Source organism: Nocardiopsis terrae (genome assembly GCF_014651695.1).
Classification (GTDB): Bacteria; Actinomycetota; Actinomycetes; order Streptosporangiales; family Streptosporangiaceae; genus Nocardiopsis; species Nocardiopsis terrae.
In genome coordinates, this window is the sequence record NZ_BMXJ01000001.1 from 628,408 (window position 1) to 643,293 (window position 14,886).

The 14,886-nt window shown below is 72.6% G+C and carries 10 protein-coding genes; 3 read left to right on the forward strand and 7 right to left on the reverse strand.

The features are described 5' to 3' along the window. Positions 1 to 180: 180 nt before the first annotated feature. Entirely contained in the window at positions 181 to 3,060 is a 2,880-nt protein-coding gene (locus IE195_RS02965; RefSeq protein WP_191267792.1) for a sigma-70 family RNA polymerase sigma factor, read from the reverse strand. A 219-nt stretch (positions 3,061 to 3,279) separates the two neighbouring features. On the opposite strand from IE195_RS02965, the gene IE195_RS02970 reads away from it, so the two are divergent. Continuing rightward, entirely contained in the window at positions 3,280 to 4,035 is a 756-nt protein-coding gene (locus tag IE195_RS02970) for a hypothetical protein (protein ID WP_191267793.1), read from the forward strand. Positions 4,036 to 4,317: 282 nt separating this feature from the next. Here the strand turns inward: IE195_RS02970 and IE195_RS02975 are convergent, their stop codons facing one another. The 6 genes from IE195_RS02975 to IE195_RS03000 form a co-directional block, all read right to left on the reverse strand. Then, on the reverse strand, positions 4,318 to 4,644 hold the full coding sequence (locus IE195_RS02975) for a hypothetical protein (protein WP_191267794.1): 327 nt from the start codon (positions 4,642 to 4,644) through the stop codon (positions 4,318 to 4,320). Between the two features lie 695 nt (positions 4,645 to 5,339). Further along, on the reverse strand, positions 5,340 to 6,227 hold the full coding sequence (locus IE195_RS02980; RefSeq protein WP_191267795.1) for an ATPase: 888 nt from the start codon (positions 6,225 to 6,227) through the stop codon (positions 5,340 to 5,342). A gap of 14 nt (positions 6,228 to 6,241) precedes the next feature. Then, positions 6,242 to 7,567, reverse strand: coding sequence for a type VII secretion integral membrane protein EccD (eccD, locus tag IE195_RS02985; protein ID WP_191267796.1), 1,326 nt, complete (start codon positions 7,565 to 7,567; stop codon positions 6,242 to 6,244). A gap of 102 nt (positions 7,568 to 7,669) precedes the next feature. After that, entirely contained in the window at positions 7,670 to 8,647 is a 978-nt protein-coding gene (locus tag IE195_RS02990; RefSeq protein WP_191267797.1) for a TNT domain-containing protein, read from the reverse strand. A 44-nt stretch (positions 8,648 to 8,691) separates the two neighbouring features. Continuing rightward, entirely contained in the window at positions 8,692 to 8,991 is a 300-nt protein-coding gene (locus tag IE195_RS02995; protein ID WP_191267798.1) for a hypothetical protein, read from the reverse strand. 95 nt (positions 8,992 to 9,086) lie between these two features. After that, on the reverse strand, positions 9,087 to 9,422 hold the full coding sequence (locus tag IE195_RS03000) for a hypothetical protein (RefSeq protein WP_191267799.1): 336 nt from the start codon (positions 9,420 to 9,422) through the stop codon (positions 9,087 to 9,089). A 478-nt stretch (positions 9,423 to 9,900) separates the two neighbouring features. Between IE195_RS03000 and eccCa the strand changes: the two genes are divergently transcribed. Further along, a complete protein-coding gene (gene eccCa / locus IE195_RS03005) occupies positions 9,901 to 13,884 on the forward strand; it encodes a type VII secretion protein EccCa (RefSeq protein ID WP_191267800.1) in 3,984 nt (1,327 codons plus the stop codon). A gap of 81 nt (positions 13,885 to 13,965) precedes the next feature. Further along, positions 13,966 to 14,784, forward strand: a complete 819-nt coding sequence (locus tag IE195_RS03010; protein ID WP_191267801.1) for a DUF6177 family protein — start codon at positions 13,966 to 13,968, stop codon at positions 14,782 to 14,784. Positions 14,785 to 14,886: the final 102 nt, after the last annotated feature.

Consider the following 14,886-nt stretch of genomic DNA (forward strand, 5'->3'; position numbering starts at 1 on the left):
TGTCGATCTCTGGGCCATGTCCATGACCGGGGCACAGCCTAGCCAAGTCTGTATCGGTTTGCGTGCCCACTATGAACACTGACAGTTACGGTCTTGCTACGCACAAACGGACCTCCGGGGTGGAGACCGGCCTACCGACCACCCTCTGAGGACCGGAAACCGCCTAGCGGCAGCTGGCTCTCAGACGCGCATCGGGGCGGTGAGGGCGACGACGCCCACCACAACGGCATCCTGTCCGGAGGAGATTCGGATATCCGTTTCGCGCCCGAGTACTGCGTCGAATCGGACCACGTCGACCCCGAACACCATCGGGTCCCCGACCGCCCCCCTCGCGGAGCTCGTGAAGGCGTTGTCCGCACCGCCGTGCCCCCCGGTCGGCGCGAGCGGGGTCCCGCCCACCGTCACCCGGTCGCCGCCCAGGTCGGCGTCACCCTCCCAGGCCACCACGTCGAACCGCGCCGGGACCGACTCCGGCAGCAGACCCGACACCGGGAACCCCGCACCGGCCCGGTCCTGGAAGACCGCGGTGGTCTCGTCCAGGACCATCGCCTGGTGGGCGCCCTCCACCGCCGGGTCCTCCAGCACCACCACCAGGCTCCAGCCCGCGTGGACGCCCCGGCCCTCCCGGGCCGGGATGTCGCCGACCCACCACTCACCGCCGCCGTTCTCCCGGACCAGCTCGGTGACGTTGGCGAACGCCTGGTAGGCCGGGTATCCGGGCAGCTCGGCGGCGCGGGTGTCGGAGGAGGCGACCGTCGTGTAGTCGGCCATGCCCGGCCCCTTCACCCGGGCGGTCGGCGAGCCCGGCTCCCCCGCCGCGGAGAAGTACAGGCCCGCCCAGCGCACCGAGCCGCCCTCGGGGAGTTCCCAGGTGGCGGAGCTGGAGGAGGTGGTCGTGGGGTTCTGGTCCCGGTCCAGCGGGGCCATCACCCAGTTGTCGTTGTCGAGCCGATCGCCCGACCGCTCGCGCGCCCGCGCGCACTCTCCGGGCGCCTCCTCCGAGCCCTCCTCCTCGTCGTACCCGGGGGCGGGCGAGGGTTCGGCCGGGGCCTCGGGTACGGGCGGGCCCGTACTCCCGGCCCCGTCCTGGGCGCCCTCCTCGTCGGCGGCCTCCTCCTGTCCGACACCGTCCGTGCCCTGTTCCGCCTCGGGCACATCGTTACCGGATTCGTCCTCGGAGCCGTCGAGAATCCCACCGCCCCCGAGAACATCACCGAGCCCATCATTCACACCGGGCCCAGGACTCTCCGGGTCGGCCGGAGCCCTGCGCAGGTCGGCGTCCTCCTGCTCCTGCGCACCGGGCGTCGCGGGCCCCTCCTGGGGCCCGGGCGGGACGGCGGGGCGTTCGTCCGGTGGGCTCTCCGGCAGCCCCGGCCACCCCCACCACGGCCAGGGCCACCCGCCCTGCGGCGGTTCCGGTTCGGTACAGGTCAACAGGGCGTTGCCGACGGTCTCCGTACGCACCTGGCCCGCGGTGGCGTAGCGCGCCGTGGTTCCGTCCGGGGTCACGCCCCGCTCGCCGGTGGCCCGGAAACTCACCCCGTCCGAGGAGATCACCACGCTGGCGGGCACGTCGACGTCGGCGTCGGGCGCCACCCGGACGTCGAGGAACTGGGTACTGCTCTCCCCCTCGTCCATCCCGGGGCGCACGCACTCGCCGCCGCCGCTCCCGGCCGCACAGCCCCAGTCGCCGTGGCCGACCGCCATCGGGACGGCGCTCCCCGCGCCGCCGGAGGAGATCATCTCCACCCCGGGCGGCAGGGTGATGGCGGCGACCACGTCCTCCACGGTGGACGCCCCCGTGTTGAGCACGTCCAGGACCATGATCCCTTCCTCCCCCGGCACCAGCGCGCCGACCGGGTCGATACCCGCCGCGAACAGGGGTCGGGGCGCCTCGGGCTCCTCCGGGGGCTCAGGGGGGCCGGGTACCTCCGGGGTCTCGGGATCCTCCGGGGCGGGTGCCGGGGCCGGGGGGACGTCAGCCGGAATCGCGGGCACCGGTTCCGGTGCCGGGGCGTCCGGGGCGGGCGGAGCCTGGGCGGGCGGGGCCGCCGGGGGGTCGGCGGGGGCCGGTTCCCCGCCGGGCCGCTGCTCCGACTGGGGGGCCGCGGCGGGCGGAGGGTCCGCCGGGGGCGCGCCCTCCCCGCCGACCAGGGCGAGCGCCACCGCGACGGCCACACAGGCCGACGCCGTCGCTCCGGCCGTGGCCTGCTGCTGGCCCCGGGACATCCGGTTCCACCAGGCACCGGCCGCGATCCCTCCCGGCGTCGCGGTGAGGTAGCCCGTGGCACCGAAACCGACCACCAGGGGGAGGACGATCCCGCGCAGACCGACGTTGACGTCCATCAGCTCCGCGTACACCTCGCGGCAGTCCGCGCAGTCGTCCAGGTGCCGGTCGACCTTGGTGGTGTCGCGTTTGGACAGGCCGCCGCGCACGTAGGCGCCGAGCAGCCCGAGCGTGGGACGGCAGGCCTCCGCCGCTCCCCCGCCCGCCAGGTGCATCTGGAGGTAGGCCTGGCGCAGCCCCTCACGCGCCCGGTAGGCCAGGGCGGCCACACCGTTGGCGTTCATCCCGAGGATGGTCGCCGCCTCCGCGGGCTTGACCCCCTCGATCTCCGTGTGCCAGAGCACGGACTGCCAGCGTTCGGGCAGGGAGAGGAAGGCGCGGGCGATCAGTGATCGTTCCAGGCCCTCCAGGGCCGGGTCGACGAAGGGTTCGCCGGAGTCGTAACTCTCCATGTCGTCGGTGACGACCTGGCGCTTCTCCCCTCTGCCCCGGTCGTAGGCGGCGTTGCGGACCGCTGTGAGCAGGTAGGGGCGGAAGGCGTCGCTGGGTCCGCCGCCGCGTTGGATGACGCTGAGCACCTTGGTGAACGCCTCGGCGACCGCGTCCTCGACCTCGGCCTCACCGCGCAGCAGCTGACGCGCCAGACCGCGGGCGGCCCCGGCATGGCGTTCGTAGAGGGTTCCGTAGGCGACGTTGTCACCGGACTTCACCCGTTCGATGATTTCGGCGTCACCGAGGAGTGTCTCTGTGTGATCGCCTTCGGCGTCGGTCACCCAGCGCCCTTTCGTGGTCAGCTCCCCCGCCGCGAGCCAGCCGGAGGCGCAGGGGGCGGGTTCGGTGTCGAAGAATCACGTGCTCAAAAAATATCCCGTATCCGCGTCATAGCCGCCACCGATCTCCGTGATTGGAGTGAGGGAGAGCGGAGGGGGCCCACCGCGGGGGCGCGGACCCACCTCCGTTCACCTGGCCGAACGACGACCGGGAGCAGTGCCATGGGCGAGATCGATGTGGGTGCCGGGGCGCGGGGCCGTGTGGTTCGCCGTGCCCGGGAACTGCGTGCGCCGTGGGGGCGCCGGAGCAGGGAGGAGGGGTGGAACCCCGCCGAGGACTGGTGGACGCCCTCGGTGGACGCCGTCTGTGAGGCCCACGCGTGCGGGGGCGACCTGACCGGTGCCTGCACCCGGCTCGGGGAGGCCCGGGCCCGCTCCGGGGTCGGCATCGGCCGGGCCCTGGCCGACCTCGACGCCTTCGCCCGGGTCGCGGGCTGGGACCTCGTCCCGTTCCACCTCGTCCTCGCCCTGGCCGAGGGCTGGGTGGAGGGCGGACGCGGACGGAACACCTGCCAGGACCCGCTGACCGGCCTGGCCAGCGAGGAGTACCTGCGCACCCGGGTCGGTGAGCTCTACCGGGGCGCGAACGAGACCGTCCCCGCCGCTTTCGGGCACCAGCTCGTCGTGGTCGCGCTGGACCCCTCGCTCGACCCCTGGCGACGGACCGCCCGGATGATCGTCCTCGGACACGAACTGCGCCGCTTCTTCACCCGCGGCGAGTCGGTGTGCCTGGTCAGTCGCGGCCGGATCGCCGTGGTCGCCCGGGACGGCCCCGCGTTGACGGCGGAGCTGGACGAGCTGCGCGAGGGGATCTGCTGGGACCACGGGGCCGCAGTGTGGTCGGTCCCGATGCCCGGAACCCACCGGGAGGCCGCTTCCCTGCTCGACGGCCTGGGGAGGCCGCGACGGGGCCGATGACCCACCGACGCCGTTCCGGACCGTGCGGCCCTCCTTGAGGGGGGAGGGCCCGGTTCGGACGGCAACGCCGACCGCCGCGCGAAGCTGAGGGGACGAGCGCGAAGCGGTCGGCACCGTCCGACGGGGTCCCCGGGCCCTCTGGCCCCCACGAGAGGGCGGCCCGCGGGACCGTCGGACGGGACGAAGGCGCCGCGCGACGGCGGCGCCCGGAGGCGCGCTCACACAGGGGAGGTGGGCGCGCCTTCCGTCATCTCAGCGGATGACCGGGCCCCGGGTGAGAGGTCATCCGACCTTGAGCAGACCGAAGCTGGCCCGAAAGACAGCCCTTCCCAGCAGGGAGGCGGGTACCGCCCGCACGCCGGCGATGCGCTCCTCGAAACCACCCGGAACCGGCAGGGGCCGGGCGGGTGCCGCAGCGCTCCAGGGCTCCGTGCCCGTAACGGGAACCCGCTCGGCGGGCTCAGCAGGCTCAGCGGGCTCAGCGGGAGCCTGCTCAACCGGCAGGACCGGCTCGGCCGGAACCCGCTCCACCGGCTGGACCGGCTGGACCGGCTGGACCGGCTGGACCGGCTGGACCGGCTGGACCGGCTCAGCGGGAGCCTGCTCCACGGGCTGGACCGGCTGAACCGGCTCGACCGGGGCCCGCTCCACCGGCTGTGGACCGGCCTCCCTCCGAGGCGGAGCCGCAAGAGGTTCTTCGGGCCTGCTCGGCGGCCCGGACCTGACCGGTCCGGGCACGGGGGCGGGAGCCCCCGGGGGTCGGGCCGACGGCGGGGGCGGCACCACACCGTGCGGCGGCGTGGGGACGACGGGGCCGGGCTGGGGCCCCGGGGGCGGCGGTGAGTTCCGTGGCCCCGGACCCGGGGCTCCTCCGGGCGGCGGCCCCTGGGGCGGCAGTCCCTGGGGAGGGGAGGCCGCAGGAGGCCCGGGAGGGGCGGGCGGAGGAATCGTGGTGCCGGAGAGGAAGGCCTCGGTGATCGAGTCCCACGCTCGGACTCGCGGAGGCACCGGGGGGCGTTGGGGGCCCGAGGGCGCACCCGGGGGCGGCGGAGGGGGTCCCGGTCGGTGCTGGGGGCCCGGGACCGGCGGGCCCGGAGGCCCCGGAGGGCGCTGAGGCCCCGAAAAGGTGCCCGGGACCGCTTCCCCCGGCCTCGTCCGGTACGGGACGGCGGGGGTGTGCGGCTGTCCGTGGTTCGGGCCGGGGGGCTGCGGCGGGGCCGCTCGGGGAGGCTCCTGGGGCTGTTCCGCCCCTGGCCGGGACGGAGCGTCCTTCGGGTCGGCCGGTCGCTTCGGATCGTGCTGGTTCACACCCACTCACCTCTCCCTTCCGTTCCCTCTGGCCGGGGCCGAACGTCCACCGCGCTGTTGACCGCCTCGGCGGCGATGCGGAGCGCTGCCCGGTGGGTGACGTCCGCGATTCGGCGTGTGTCCACAGCCAGCCCCTGGGCCAGATGCCGATCATGCGGCATGAGCACGACCTTGGCTCCGCTCTCGGCGATGATCCGGGTGACGCGCGCGGCGTCGAAACCCGGGTCCTCCCGTTTTTCCTGGTCGAAGACGACGACCACGCTGCGCTCCACTTCATCCCGGCGGCCGTACCGGAGGAGCTCGTCGATCCTGCGGCCCACTTCGAGGGCGGCCTCCCGGGTCGCACGCACGACTCTGATCCGGGAGTGCGCCGTTTCCGCGACGGCGTCCACGAAGGTCCCGCCGGAGCCGCCGGCCACGAGCGTCACCCCGAAGAACCGGGAGATCGGCAGCAGTCCGGAGGCGTGGACGCCCCCGTCGTCCTGCGCGGCCCGGACCGTCCACAGTCCGGTGGCCGCCGCGCCGAGGCTCTTCTCGGCGAGCTCGAAACTGCCCGTCTCCACCCCTTCTCCCAGGGCGTGCTCGGTCCGGGCGCCCAGCCGGGCACCGAGGGTCGGGAGCCGGTCGGTGGCGTCCACGGCCAGCACCCGGTCGTGGCGGTGGTGGGCCAGGGCCCGGGCGACCAGGGCGGTCACGACCGCGGTGTCCGCTCCGGTGCCGAGATCGTCCACGACGATCCGGCGGCCGGTGGCGCTGGCGCGCTGGAGCCGTCCGCGCACCTCGATGGCGTCGGCGACCTCCGACACCGAACGGAAGGGCGCCAGGGCGGCCCGGCCGAACCGGCGCACCCAGAGGTCCCCGTGGACCGACTTCGTGGGGCTCATCGCCCGCCTCCCCGTCAGAAGGTCGTGAGCAGTCGTTGGAAGGTCCCGAAGGCGCCGACCGCCAGCGGCACCATCACGACCACGGCGATCACCTCGAACCTGCTGGTCACACCGCGCAGGCGGGCGCGCACGTGCTCGGGCTGCTCGATGGACAGGACCACCGCGGGGATGATCGCCGTACCGGCGGCGATACCCAGCGCGGGCCACACGCCCCACGGCTCGGCGTCGGCCCACGAGGTGAGGAAGACCACCAGCGTCACCAGGCTCGCCGCGATGAGCGCCACCTTCTGCGCGATCAGCGGGAACAGGCGGGAGCGGCTCGCCACCACGATCGCGAGCGCGGCGGACAACCCGCCGGTCCAGGGGGTGAAGTTCGTGGCCAGTCCCAGGCCCGCGACCGCCGCCACCACGGCGACGGCCAGGGTGGCGATGACCAGGCTGCGGTGCGCCCGGGCCACCGACGTGAGCACGTCGGCCCTGGTGACGGACCCGCCCGAGGTGCGCCGGTCGTCCAGGACCGCCAAACCGGAGATCATCAGGGCCACCCGCAACAGCAGGCTCAGCGAGATCACACAGACCACGGCCATGACCACGGCGACGAGGTCGGTGGACAGGCCCAGGGCACGGCAGACCGTCCACACCGCCGTCATGGCCAGACCGACACCACCGCCGGCCAGGCCGCCCAGGCCCAGCCCGGAGGTGAGTCCGAGCAGCAGTACGAGCCCCGAGAGCAGCGCGGCCGCCCCGCCCCACAGGGCCCACTCCGGCCAGCCGTACTGCTCGCTGCCCAGCCACAGCGCGAGGACCCCGGCCGCCGCCCCGCTGACCGCCAGCGCGGTCCCCAGCGGTTCCCGCCAGGTCGGTCCGACCGTGGCCCCGGTCGCCAGCAGCACACCGGCGACCACCGCGATCGCGGCCGTGCCCCCGCCTCCCGGCGCGTGGCCGTGGACCAGCCAGGCCATCCCGAGCGTCAGGGTGACCAGGGAGAACGTGGCGCTCCACCGGGCCGCCTCCGGAGTCCAGCGGCCCCCGTGGTCGTCCAGTGCCTTCGCCACCGCCTCGGGCACCTCGTGCACCACGGGTGCGGGCACCGGGGCCTCGTCCCGCACCAGCCTCAGCACGGCACCGTCCCGGATCTGCCGTTCCTCCAGGGTGTTCTCCCCGGCCAGGACCGCACCCGAGGCCGTCACCAGATGGCGCAACCGGGCCGGGTTCTCGGGTTCGTCACCGAGCAGCTCCAGTACCTCCGGCATGAGTGCGCCGACGGGTTCGTCCGCCGGAAGTACCGCGTCGACCCTGCGCTCCTCGCCGACGAGCGTCACGCGGCTCCAAGCGGTCATGACCTTCCAATCCTGGTGCTTCCTGCTGTGTTCGCGGTGCGGTCCGCCGTGGTTTCCGGACCGGGGACGGGTGCGGGGCGGGTGTACCGCCCCGGGGAGGGGTCAGTCGGGGATCGTGTCGACCGAGACGCGCTCAACGTACCCCTGGCCGACCAGCCAGCGCAGGGTGGGGGCCGCCGGCACCTCGGCGAACCCCGCGGTGTCGAGGGTGAAGCGGACTCCGCCGCCGGGGCTGCCGTCCTCCGCGGGGTCGGTGGTGGCGGTCACCCGGAACGGGTGGACGACGCGGTAGCGGTGGTAGAGGTCCTCGCCCTCGGTGCCGGTCCGCACGTAGTCCGGCAGACCGCGTTCGGCGAAGGGCATCCCGTCGGGGAAGAGGTACCGTCCGCTCTCCGGGCCGAAGGCGTCGAGGGTGTCGCCCGGTTCGAGTGTGTGCAGGTAGGAGTCGGCGTTGCGCTCCTCCAGACCCGCGCGGACCTCCTCGCCGATCTCCTCCGAGGCCTCCTCGGTGGCGGTCTCGTCCGCCGCGCTGAGCGTGCGCGGGTCGCCCTCGGTGGTGGCCAGTTCCTGGAAGAGCCAGCGTGCGGCCTCGTCCTCGCTGCGGAAGTCCATGCCGGGGCGTCCCTGGTCGAAGTCCATCACGGACACGGAAAGGAAGCCCTCCGCGTCCTGGGTGACCAGGTAGTAGCTGCCCACGGTGCCGGGTTCGGGACGCGGCTCGCCGGGCAGGACGTAGAGGCCCTCGGGCACCTCGGCCCGGTCCAACTCCTCGACCAGCATGGGGAACTCGACCTGCGCGCCGACCCAGTCGCCGGGGATCGGCGGGATGGCGTTCTCCACCGGCCCGGACTCGGCCTGCTCCCGCTCCAGACGCTGGCTGCTGAGGGTGTTGCTGACGAAGGACCAGCCGACCGTCCCCGCGCACGCGACGGCGGCCAGGCAGGCACTGATCATGATCTTGCCGAAGTTCTCGTCCAGGCGGCGCTTGGTCCGCTGTCCGCCGAACAGCACCGCCTCACGCAGGCGCTGCCGACGGACCGCGACGGACTCGAGCAGCTGGTTGTCGTAGTCGCGGCCCACCGGTGCTCCTCGTCAGATGTCTCCCCCTCCCGACCGGGCGGGGTTCAGATGGCCTGGACGGCGTTGCTCGCGTTGGTCATCGTCTCGGCCGCGATGTTGTCGTACTCCACGAGCGTCCGCTCAACGGCCTTGATGATGCCCCGGACCTCCATCGCGGCCTCGGCCCACTTCTGTTCCTTCTCCGTGTACAGCGTGGTGGCCTCACCGGCCTCGATCTCGGACATGGCCGTGCCGACGTCGATGCCGCGCTGGTCGATGAGGCTCTCGACCTTGCTGGTGACCTGGTTCAGGGTGCTCTGCACTTCCGCGGAGACCGCGGGGTCGTAGGCTACGCGTTCACTCATCGCGCTACTCCTTCAGGGGTGCTGGGGCTGTCTTCGGAGGTTCGGGGGCGGGGAGCTCCGGGGACGTCCGGGCCGGATGCGCGGCCGGGGCCCGGTTAGCGGAACTTGGCGGCGTCGAAGTTGGCGGCGCTCATCTGGGTCCGTGCCTCGTCGGCCATGGTCTCGTCACCCGCCATGATGACCTTGCTGAACTCGGCCTGGCCCTCGTTCATCCGGCCCAGTCCGCGGTTGAGGTCGGCCGCGACCTCGCCGGCCCGCCTGTTGAGCTCGTCGAAGTCCGTTTTGGCCTGGCCGGAGAACGAGTCGCCCATCGGCTCCGCCGCTTCCATGAGTTTGGTGACCTGTGAACCGAGCTCCTGCAAGGCCTGCTCGGTGGTCGTCATCAGATCGCTGGCTGAGTCAGCGTTGACGTCGATGTGCTGGCTGGACATCACTGCACCCTTTCTCGTGGGCTCTGAAACGGCTCCCGTGAGCCCTGTCACGGGTTCGGCACAGGGTGGTGCGGCCCCCGGGAAGACGCGATCCGGACAGCGCCGGTTCTCATAATCCATCACAGAAGTCCGACAGGGACACAGATCCCTCCTCCTGTGGACCGAAAGTGCGCAGGCACCGCAAAAAGCACATCGATTCCGCTTTGAACTGCGCAGATACAGACCGAAGCCGGGACGCCACGCCTCCTTGGCCACCCAGGAGGCCGACATCGTGTGACTCAATTCACATAACGGCCCGATCGATATCCCGCCCTCCGGCCGGACGGCCCCTACTCACTCCCGCCCTTTCAGGAAGGAAACCCCGACCACCGGGCCGCCAATCACATGAGATGACGGAAATACCACCGAACAACACTTCGGTAGGGTTTCTGTCGCTCCTGACCGATCTCGTGTTCCCCCTGAGTCGAGAGGAACGCCGATGACCCTCCGGGTCGTACACCGGCCGACACGCACCACCCACCCGGCCCCCGAGCAGGAGCCCCGGGAGGTGGAGGCCCCGCCCACCCTCCCTGACGGGAAGTCGCAGGGAAACCCGCTGATGACCGTCCTGCCGCTGGTGGGCATGATGGCGTCGCTGTCGATCATGATGGTCATGCGCAACCCGGCCTTCATGGCCCTGGGCGCGGTCATGCTCTGCGTGGCGCTGCTCGGCGCCGCCCTCATGCTGTTCTCCCGGCGCGGTCAGGTCGGCAGGCAGCGGCGCAACCAGCGCGAGCTCTACCTCCAGTACCTGGAGGAGCTGCGCGAGACGCTCAACGAATGGGAACACGAGACGCGCGCTCACGCACGCCTGATCGACCCTCCCCCCGAGGCCCTGTACGACGTCCTGCGCGACCCCAGGCGCCTCTGGGAGCGCCGCCGCCGCCACGCCGACTTCCTGAAGGTCCGCGTCGGCACCGGCATGGCCCGGGGACACCGCCTCAACCTCGCGGAACAGGGCACCGCCCTCACCCCCACCGATCCGTTCATGCAGTCCGAGGCCGAGGCGGTGATCAGACGGTTCGAGACCATCCCGGACATGCCGTTCACCCTGCCGCTGGACATGACCGGCAACGTCAGCGTGGTCGGCGAGCGCGAGGACGTCATGTCCCTGGTCCGGGCCATGATCGCCCAGTTCGGGGTCTTCCACGCCCCCGAGGACGCCGGGATCGCCGTGTCCTACCCGGAGGAGAACGCCGACGACTGGCCATGGCTGCTCTGGTTCCCGCAGGTCCTGGACCCCCAGCGCCGCGAGGCCGGGGTAGCGGCGCGAATGATCGCGCCCACCCCCCGCGAGCTCGGCATCCTGCTCTCCGACGAACTGCGCTCCCGGAGCGACTTCGCCTCCGAGGTCCGCAGGGGGATGGGCCGCCGCGAGGCCTACCAGACGCTCCGCCGCCTGCTCGTCATCCACGACACCCACGGCGAGGTCGCCACCGAACTGGTCCGCCCCGACCACACCGTCGACCCCGCGGCCCTCGGTGTCACCGTGCTGCACCTGGTGTCCCGGCAGATCGACGAACCGGGCGACGTGAACATCCGCGTCACGGTCAAGGGCGGCGAGGTCGTGGTCGAGGACCTGCGGCCCACCGACCCCGTGGTCACCTCGGGAACGCTGGACGACGTCTCCCCGGCAACCCTGACCGGCCTGGCACGCATGCTCGCCCCGCTGCGGCTGTCGCCCGAGTCCGTCGAGGAGACCGCTCAGGAGGGCGGCCGCGTCGACTTCCCCGCGATGATGGGCGTACGCGACCCCGGCAACATGGACGTCCAACGCCTGTGGGCGCCGCGCAGCGAGCGCGCCTTCCTCCGGGTACCGATCGGCGTGGACGAGATGGGACAGCCCCTCGTGCTGGACCTGAAGGAGTCCGCCCAGCTGGGCATGGGCCCGCACGGCCTGTGCGTCGGCGCCACGGGTTCGGGCAAGAGCGAGATGCTGCGCACCCTGGTACTGGCCCTGGCCGCCTCCCACCCGCCCGAGCGGGTGAGCATGGTGCTGGTGGACTACAAGGGCGGCGCGACCTTCGCTCCGTTCGAGGACATGCCGCACGTCGCCGGAATGATCACCAACCTCGAGGACGACGCCGCCCTGATCGAGCGGGTCCACGCGAGCCTGTCCGGTGAGGTGCAGCGCCGCCAGCAGATGCTGCGCGACGCGGGCAACGTCCCCAGCATCGGCGACTACGCGCACAAACGGGAGCAGGACCCGAACCTCCCCCCGATGCCGCACCTGCTGGTGATCATCGACGAGTTCGGCGAACTCCTCACCGCCCGGCCCGACTTCATCGAACTGTTCCTGTCCATCGGCCGGATCGGACGCAGCATCGGCGTGCACCTGCTGCTGTCCAGCCAGCGCATCGAGGGCGGCAAGCTCCGCGGACTGGACACCTACCTGTCGTACCGCCTGGGCCTGCGCACCTTCTCCGAGGAGGAGAGCCGGACCGTCCTCAACACCCCGGACGCCTTCCACCTGCCCTCCCTGCCCGGGTTCGGCTACCTGAAGGTGGACACCACCGTCTACCAGCGGTTCAAGGCCGGATACGTGTCCGGCGCCTACCGGGGCCCGGTGGTCGAGGAGGAGGACGACGAGGGCAGGACCCCGTCACCCCGCCCGTACACCGCCTACAACCCGCCCCCGGAGGAGGAGGCCGAGCGGAACGAACCCGACGAGGGCTCCGGCATGCCCTCCCGGACCACCGGCCCGACCCTGCTGGACGTGCTGGTCAACCAGCTCGGCCGCCACGGCGAGCCCACCCGGTCGGTCTGGCTGCCGCCGCTGCCGAGCGCCACCACCCTGGACGAGGTCGCGGGCGCCCCCGAGGAGACCGAGCGCGGCCTGCGGCTGCCCGGCGAGCGCCCCGCCCTGCACGTGCCGATCGGGCTCCTGGACGACGCCACCCGGCAGTGGCAGGGCGAATGGCTGCTGGACCTGACCGCCTCCGGCGGGCACGTGGCCGTCATCGGCGGCCCGCAGAGCGGCAAGACCACCCTCCTGCGCACCCTGGTCCTGTCCCTGTCCCTCACCCACACCCCCGAGCAGGTGTCCGTGTACTGCCTGGACCTGCTCGGCGGCGGGCTGCAGTCGCTCTCCGGGCTCCCGCACGTGGGCGGAGTCGCGGTGCGCACCGACGTCGAACGCGTCCGGCGCACCATCGAGGAGGTGCGCGGGATGCTCGAGCACCGCGAGGAGGTGTTCCGGGAGCGCGGCATCGACTCGGTGGAACAGCTCCGGCGCCGACACGCGCGCGGCGAGGTCCCCGAGCTGGCCAGCGCCGACGTCGTCCTGTGCGTGGACGGCTACGGTTCCCTGCGCAAGGACTTCGAGGAGGTCGAGGCGGTCGTCAACGAGCTGCTGCAGCGCGGCGGCGGGTACGGCATCCACATCGTGGGCGCCATGCTCCGCTGGAACGACGTCAGGATGGCAGCCCAGTCGAACTTCGGCCAGCGGGTGGAGCTGCACCTCAACACTCCGGGTGACTCCTCCATCGCCCGCAAGCTCGCCGAGACCATCAAGGAGGACGCCTCCGGGCGCGCCCTCACCAGCTCCAAGCTGTTCGCGCAGACCTGCCTGCCCCGGTTCGACGGGGTGCCCTCCACCGAGAACCTCGGCGAGGTCACCGAGCACGCCGTGCGCGCGGTCGACCGGGCGTGGAAGGGCCCCCGCGCCCCCGAGGTGCGGATCCTCCCGCACCTGCTGTCGGTGCGCGCCCTCCCGGACAGGGAGGAGGCACCCGCGACCGTACCGATCGGCCTGGACGAGCGCGCCCTCCGGCCGGTCCAGCTGGACCTGTTCGAGCGGGACCAGAACCTCCTGGTCCTCGGCGACGGCGAGTCCGGCAAGTCCAACCTGCTGCGGATGATCTCCGAGGGGTTCGCGGAGCGCTACTCCCCCAAGGAGGTCGTGTTCGCGATCATGGACCCGCGGCGCAGCCTGCGCGACCTCGTCCCCAAGGACTACGTGGGCGGGTACGCCACCACCCCCCGGGTGTGCAACGGCCTGGCCACTGGTGTGGCCAAGGAACTGGAGGCCCGCATCCCCCAGGACGGCGGCGCCGAGGACCTCGAACCCGGCTCGTTCTCGGGGCCGCGCGTCATCGTGATCGCCGACGACTACGACGTCCTGACCACGGCGGGCCAGAAACCGCTGGCCCCGTTCGTGCCCTACGTGTCCAACGGGCGCGACATCGGTCTGCACTTCGTGATCGCCCGCCGGGTCGCGGGCGCCAACCGCGGCATGTACGACCCCCTGCTCCAGTCCATGCGCGAGGTGGGCAGCAGCACGCTGCTGATGTCGGGGGACCGCGGCGAGGGCCAGATCTTCCCGCGCGTGTACGCCACGCCCCTCCCGCCGGGCCGGGGCCGGTGGATGCCGAGGGGCGGCGCCCCCCGCCTCATCCAGACCGCCATACGCGACCAGGCCTGATCCGGGAGCAACGGAGGAGGCGCGAGCCGTCCGGCCGAGCGTCACCGCCATCCCGGACCGACACCCCGCCCCGGAGGAACGTTGAGCTACGACACGGTCGCGCTGGTCGCCCAGGAGCCCGACCTCGCAACGGTCGCCCGCGTCCTGGAGCACATCGCCCCGGGGCTGTGGCTGCAGCCGCACACCGACAGCGGCCTGCTCGAACTGCGGGACGACCGGGGCTCGCTCCTGGCAGCCGTGGAGCCCGGTCTGGCCCTGGGCTCACGCCAGGAGATCGGGCGCCTCCTGGGCCCCGAACAGCAGGACGCCGCCCCGGACCCGTGCTGGTGGGTGGAGACACGAGCCCGTCCCGACGCCGCCGGACACCGGATCGCGGACGATGTCGCGCGAACGCTGACCGCCCGCCTCGGCGGCACCGCGTGGGCCTCCGGGCAGGCGGACACCACCTTTCGTGCGCAGACGCCGCACCCCGCGGCTGACCAGGTCACCGACCACGCCGTCCTGGTGACCCAGGACCGCCCTGTCGTGCCCTGGTCCTCCTGGCTCGCCGATGCCGTGGTTCGGGCCCTGGGCGAGGCCGATGTGCTGGACACCTTGTGGGCGCGTCACCGCACCGGTCGTTCTGACACCACCCACGAGCCCGCCTGGCGTGCTCCGGGTTCGGCCCTGGGGTTCGCCGTCGGACCGCGGCGAGTGCGCCTGGTGGGACTCCCCGCGACCGAGAACGGTCCGCTTCCGGGGACCCCCTTCGGCCCACCGGAACACCGGTCCGTGTGGTACCCGGCACTCGGGGACGTCGACGATCCCGGACGTGCTCCGAAGGCGTTGCGCACCCAGTGGGAACACCTGGCGGCCCACGCGGGAAAGGGGTCACCGAGGCGTACGACGGACGAACAGTGACCCGGTCGTCTCTCGACAGGCATCCGAACCGCTGGCCGGTGAGCCGGTGGCCGCTTTCGGCCACACGTCCTCCGGTAAACACCTGATCCCCTGCGAACCTTT

Coding starts and splice junctions, on each gene's coding strand:
- IE195_RS02970 (WP_191267793.1), top strand. CDS start 3,280: ATGGGCGAGATCGATGTGGGTGCCGGGGCGCGGGGCCGTGTGGTTCGC.
- IE195_RS02980 (WP_191267795.1), bottom strand. CDS start 6,227: ATGAGCCCCACGAAGTCGGTCCACGGGGACCTCTGGGTGCGCCGGTTC.
- eccD (WP_191267796.1), bottom strand. CDS start 7,567: ATGACCGCTTGGAGCCGCGTGACGCTCGTCGGCGAGGAGCGCAGGGTC.
- IE195_RS02995 (WP_191267798.1), bottom strand. CDS start 8,991: ATGAGTGAACGCGTAGCCTACGACCCCGCGGTCTCCGCGGAAGTGCAG.
- IE195_RS03000 (WP_191267799.1), bottom strand. CDS start 9,422: ATGTCCAGCCAGCACATCGACGTCAACGCTGACTCAGCCAGCGATCTG.
- eccCa (WP_191267800.1), top strand. CDS start 9,901: ATGACCCTCCGGGTCGTACACCGGCCGACACGCACCACCCACCCGGCC.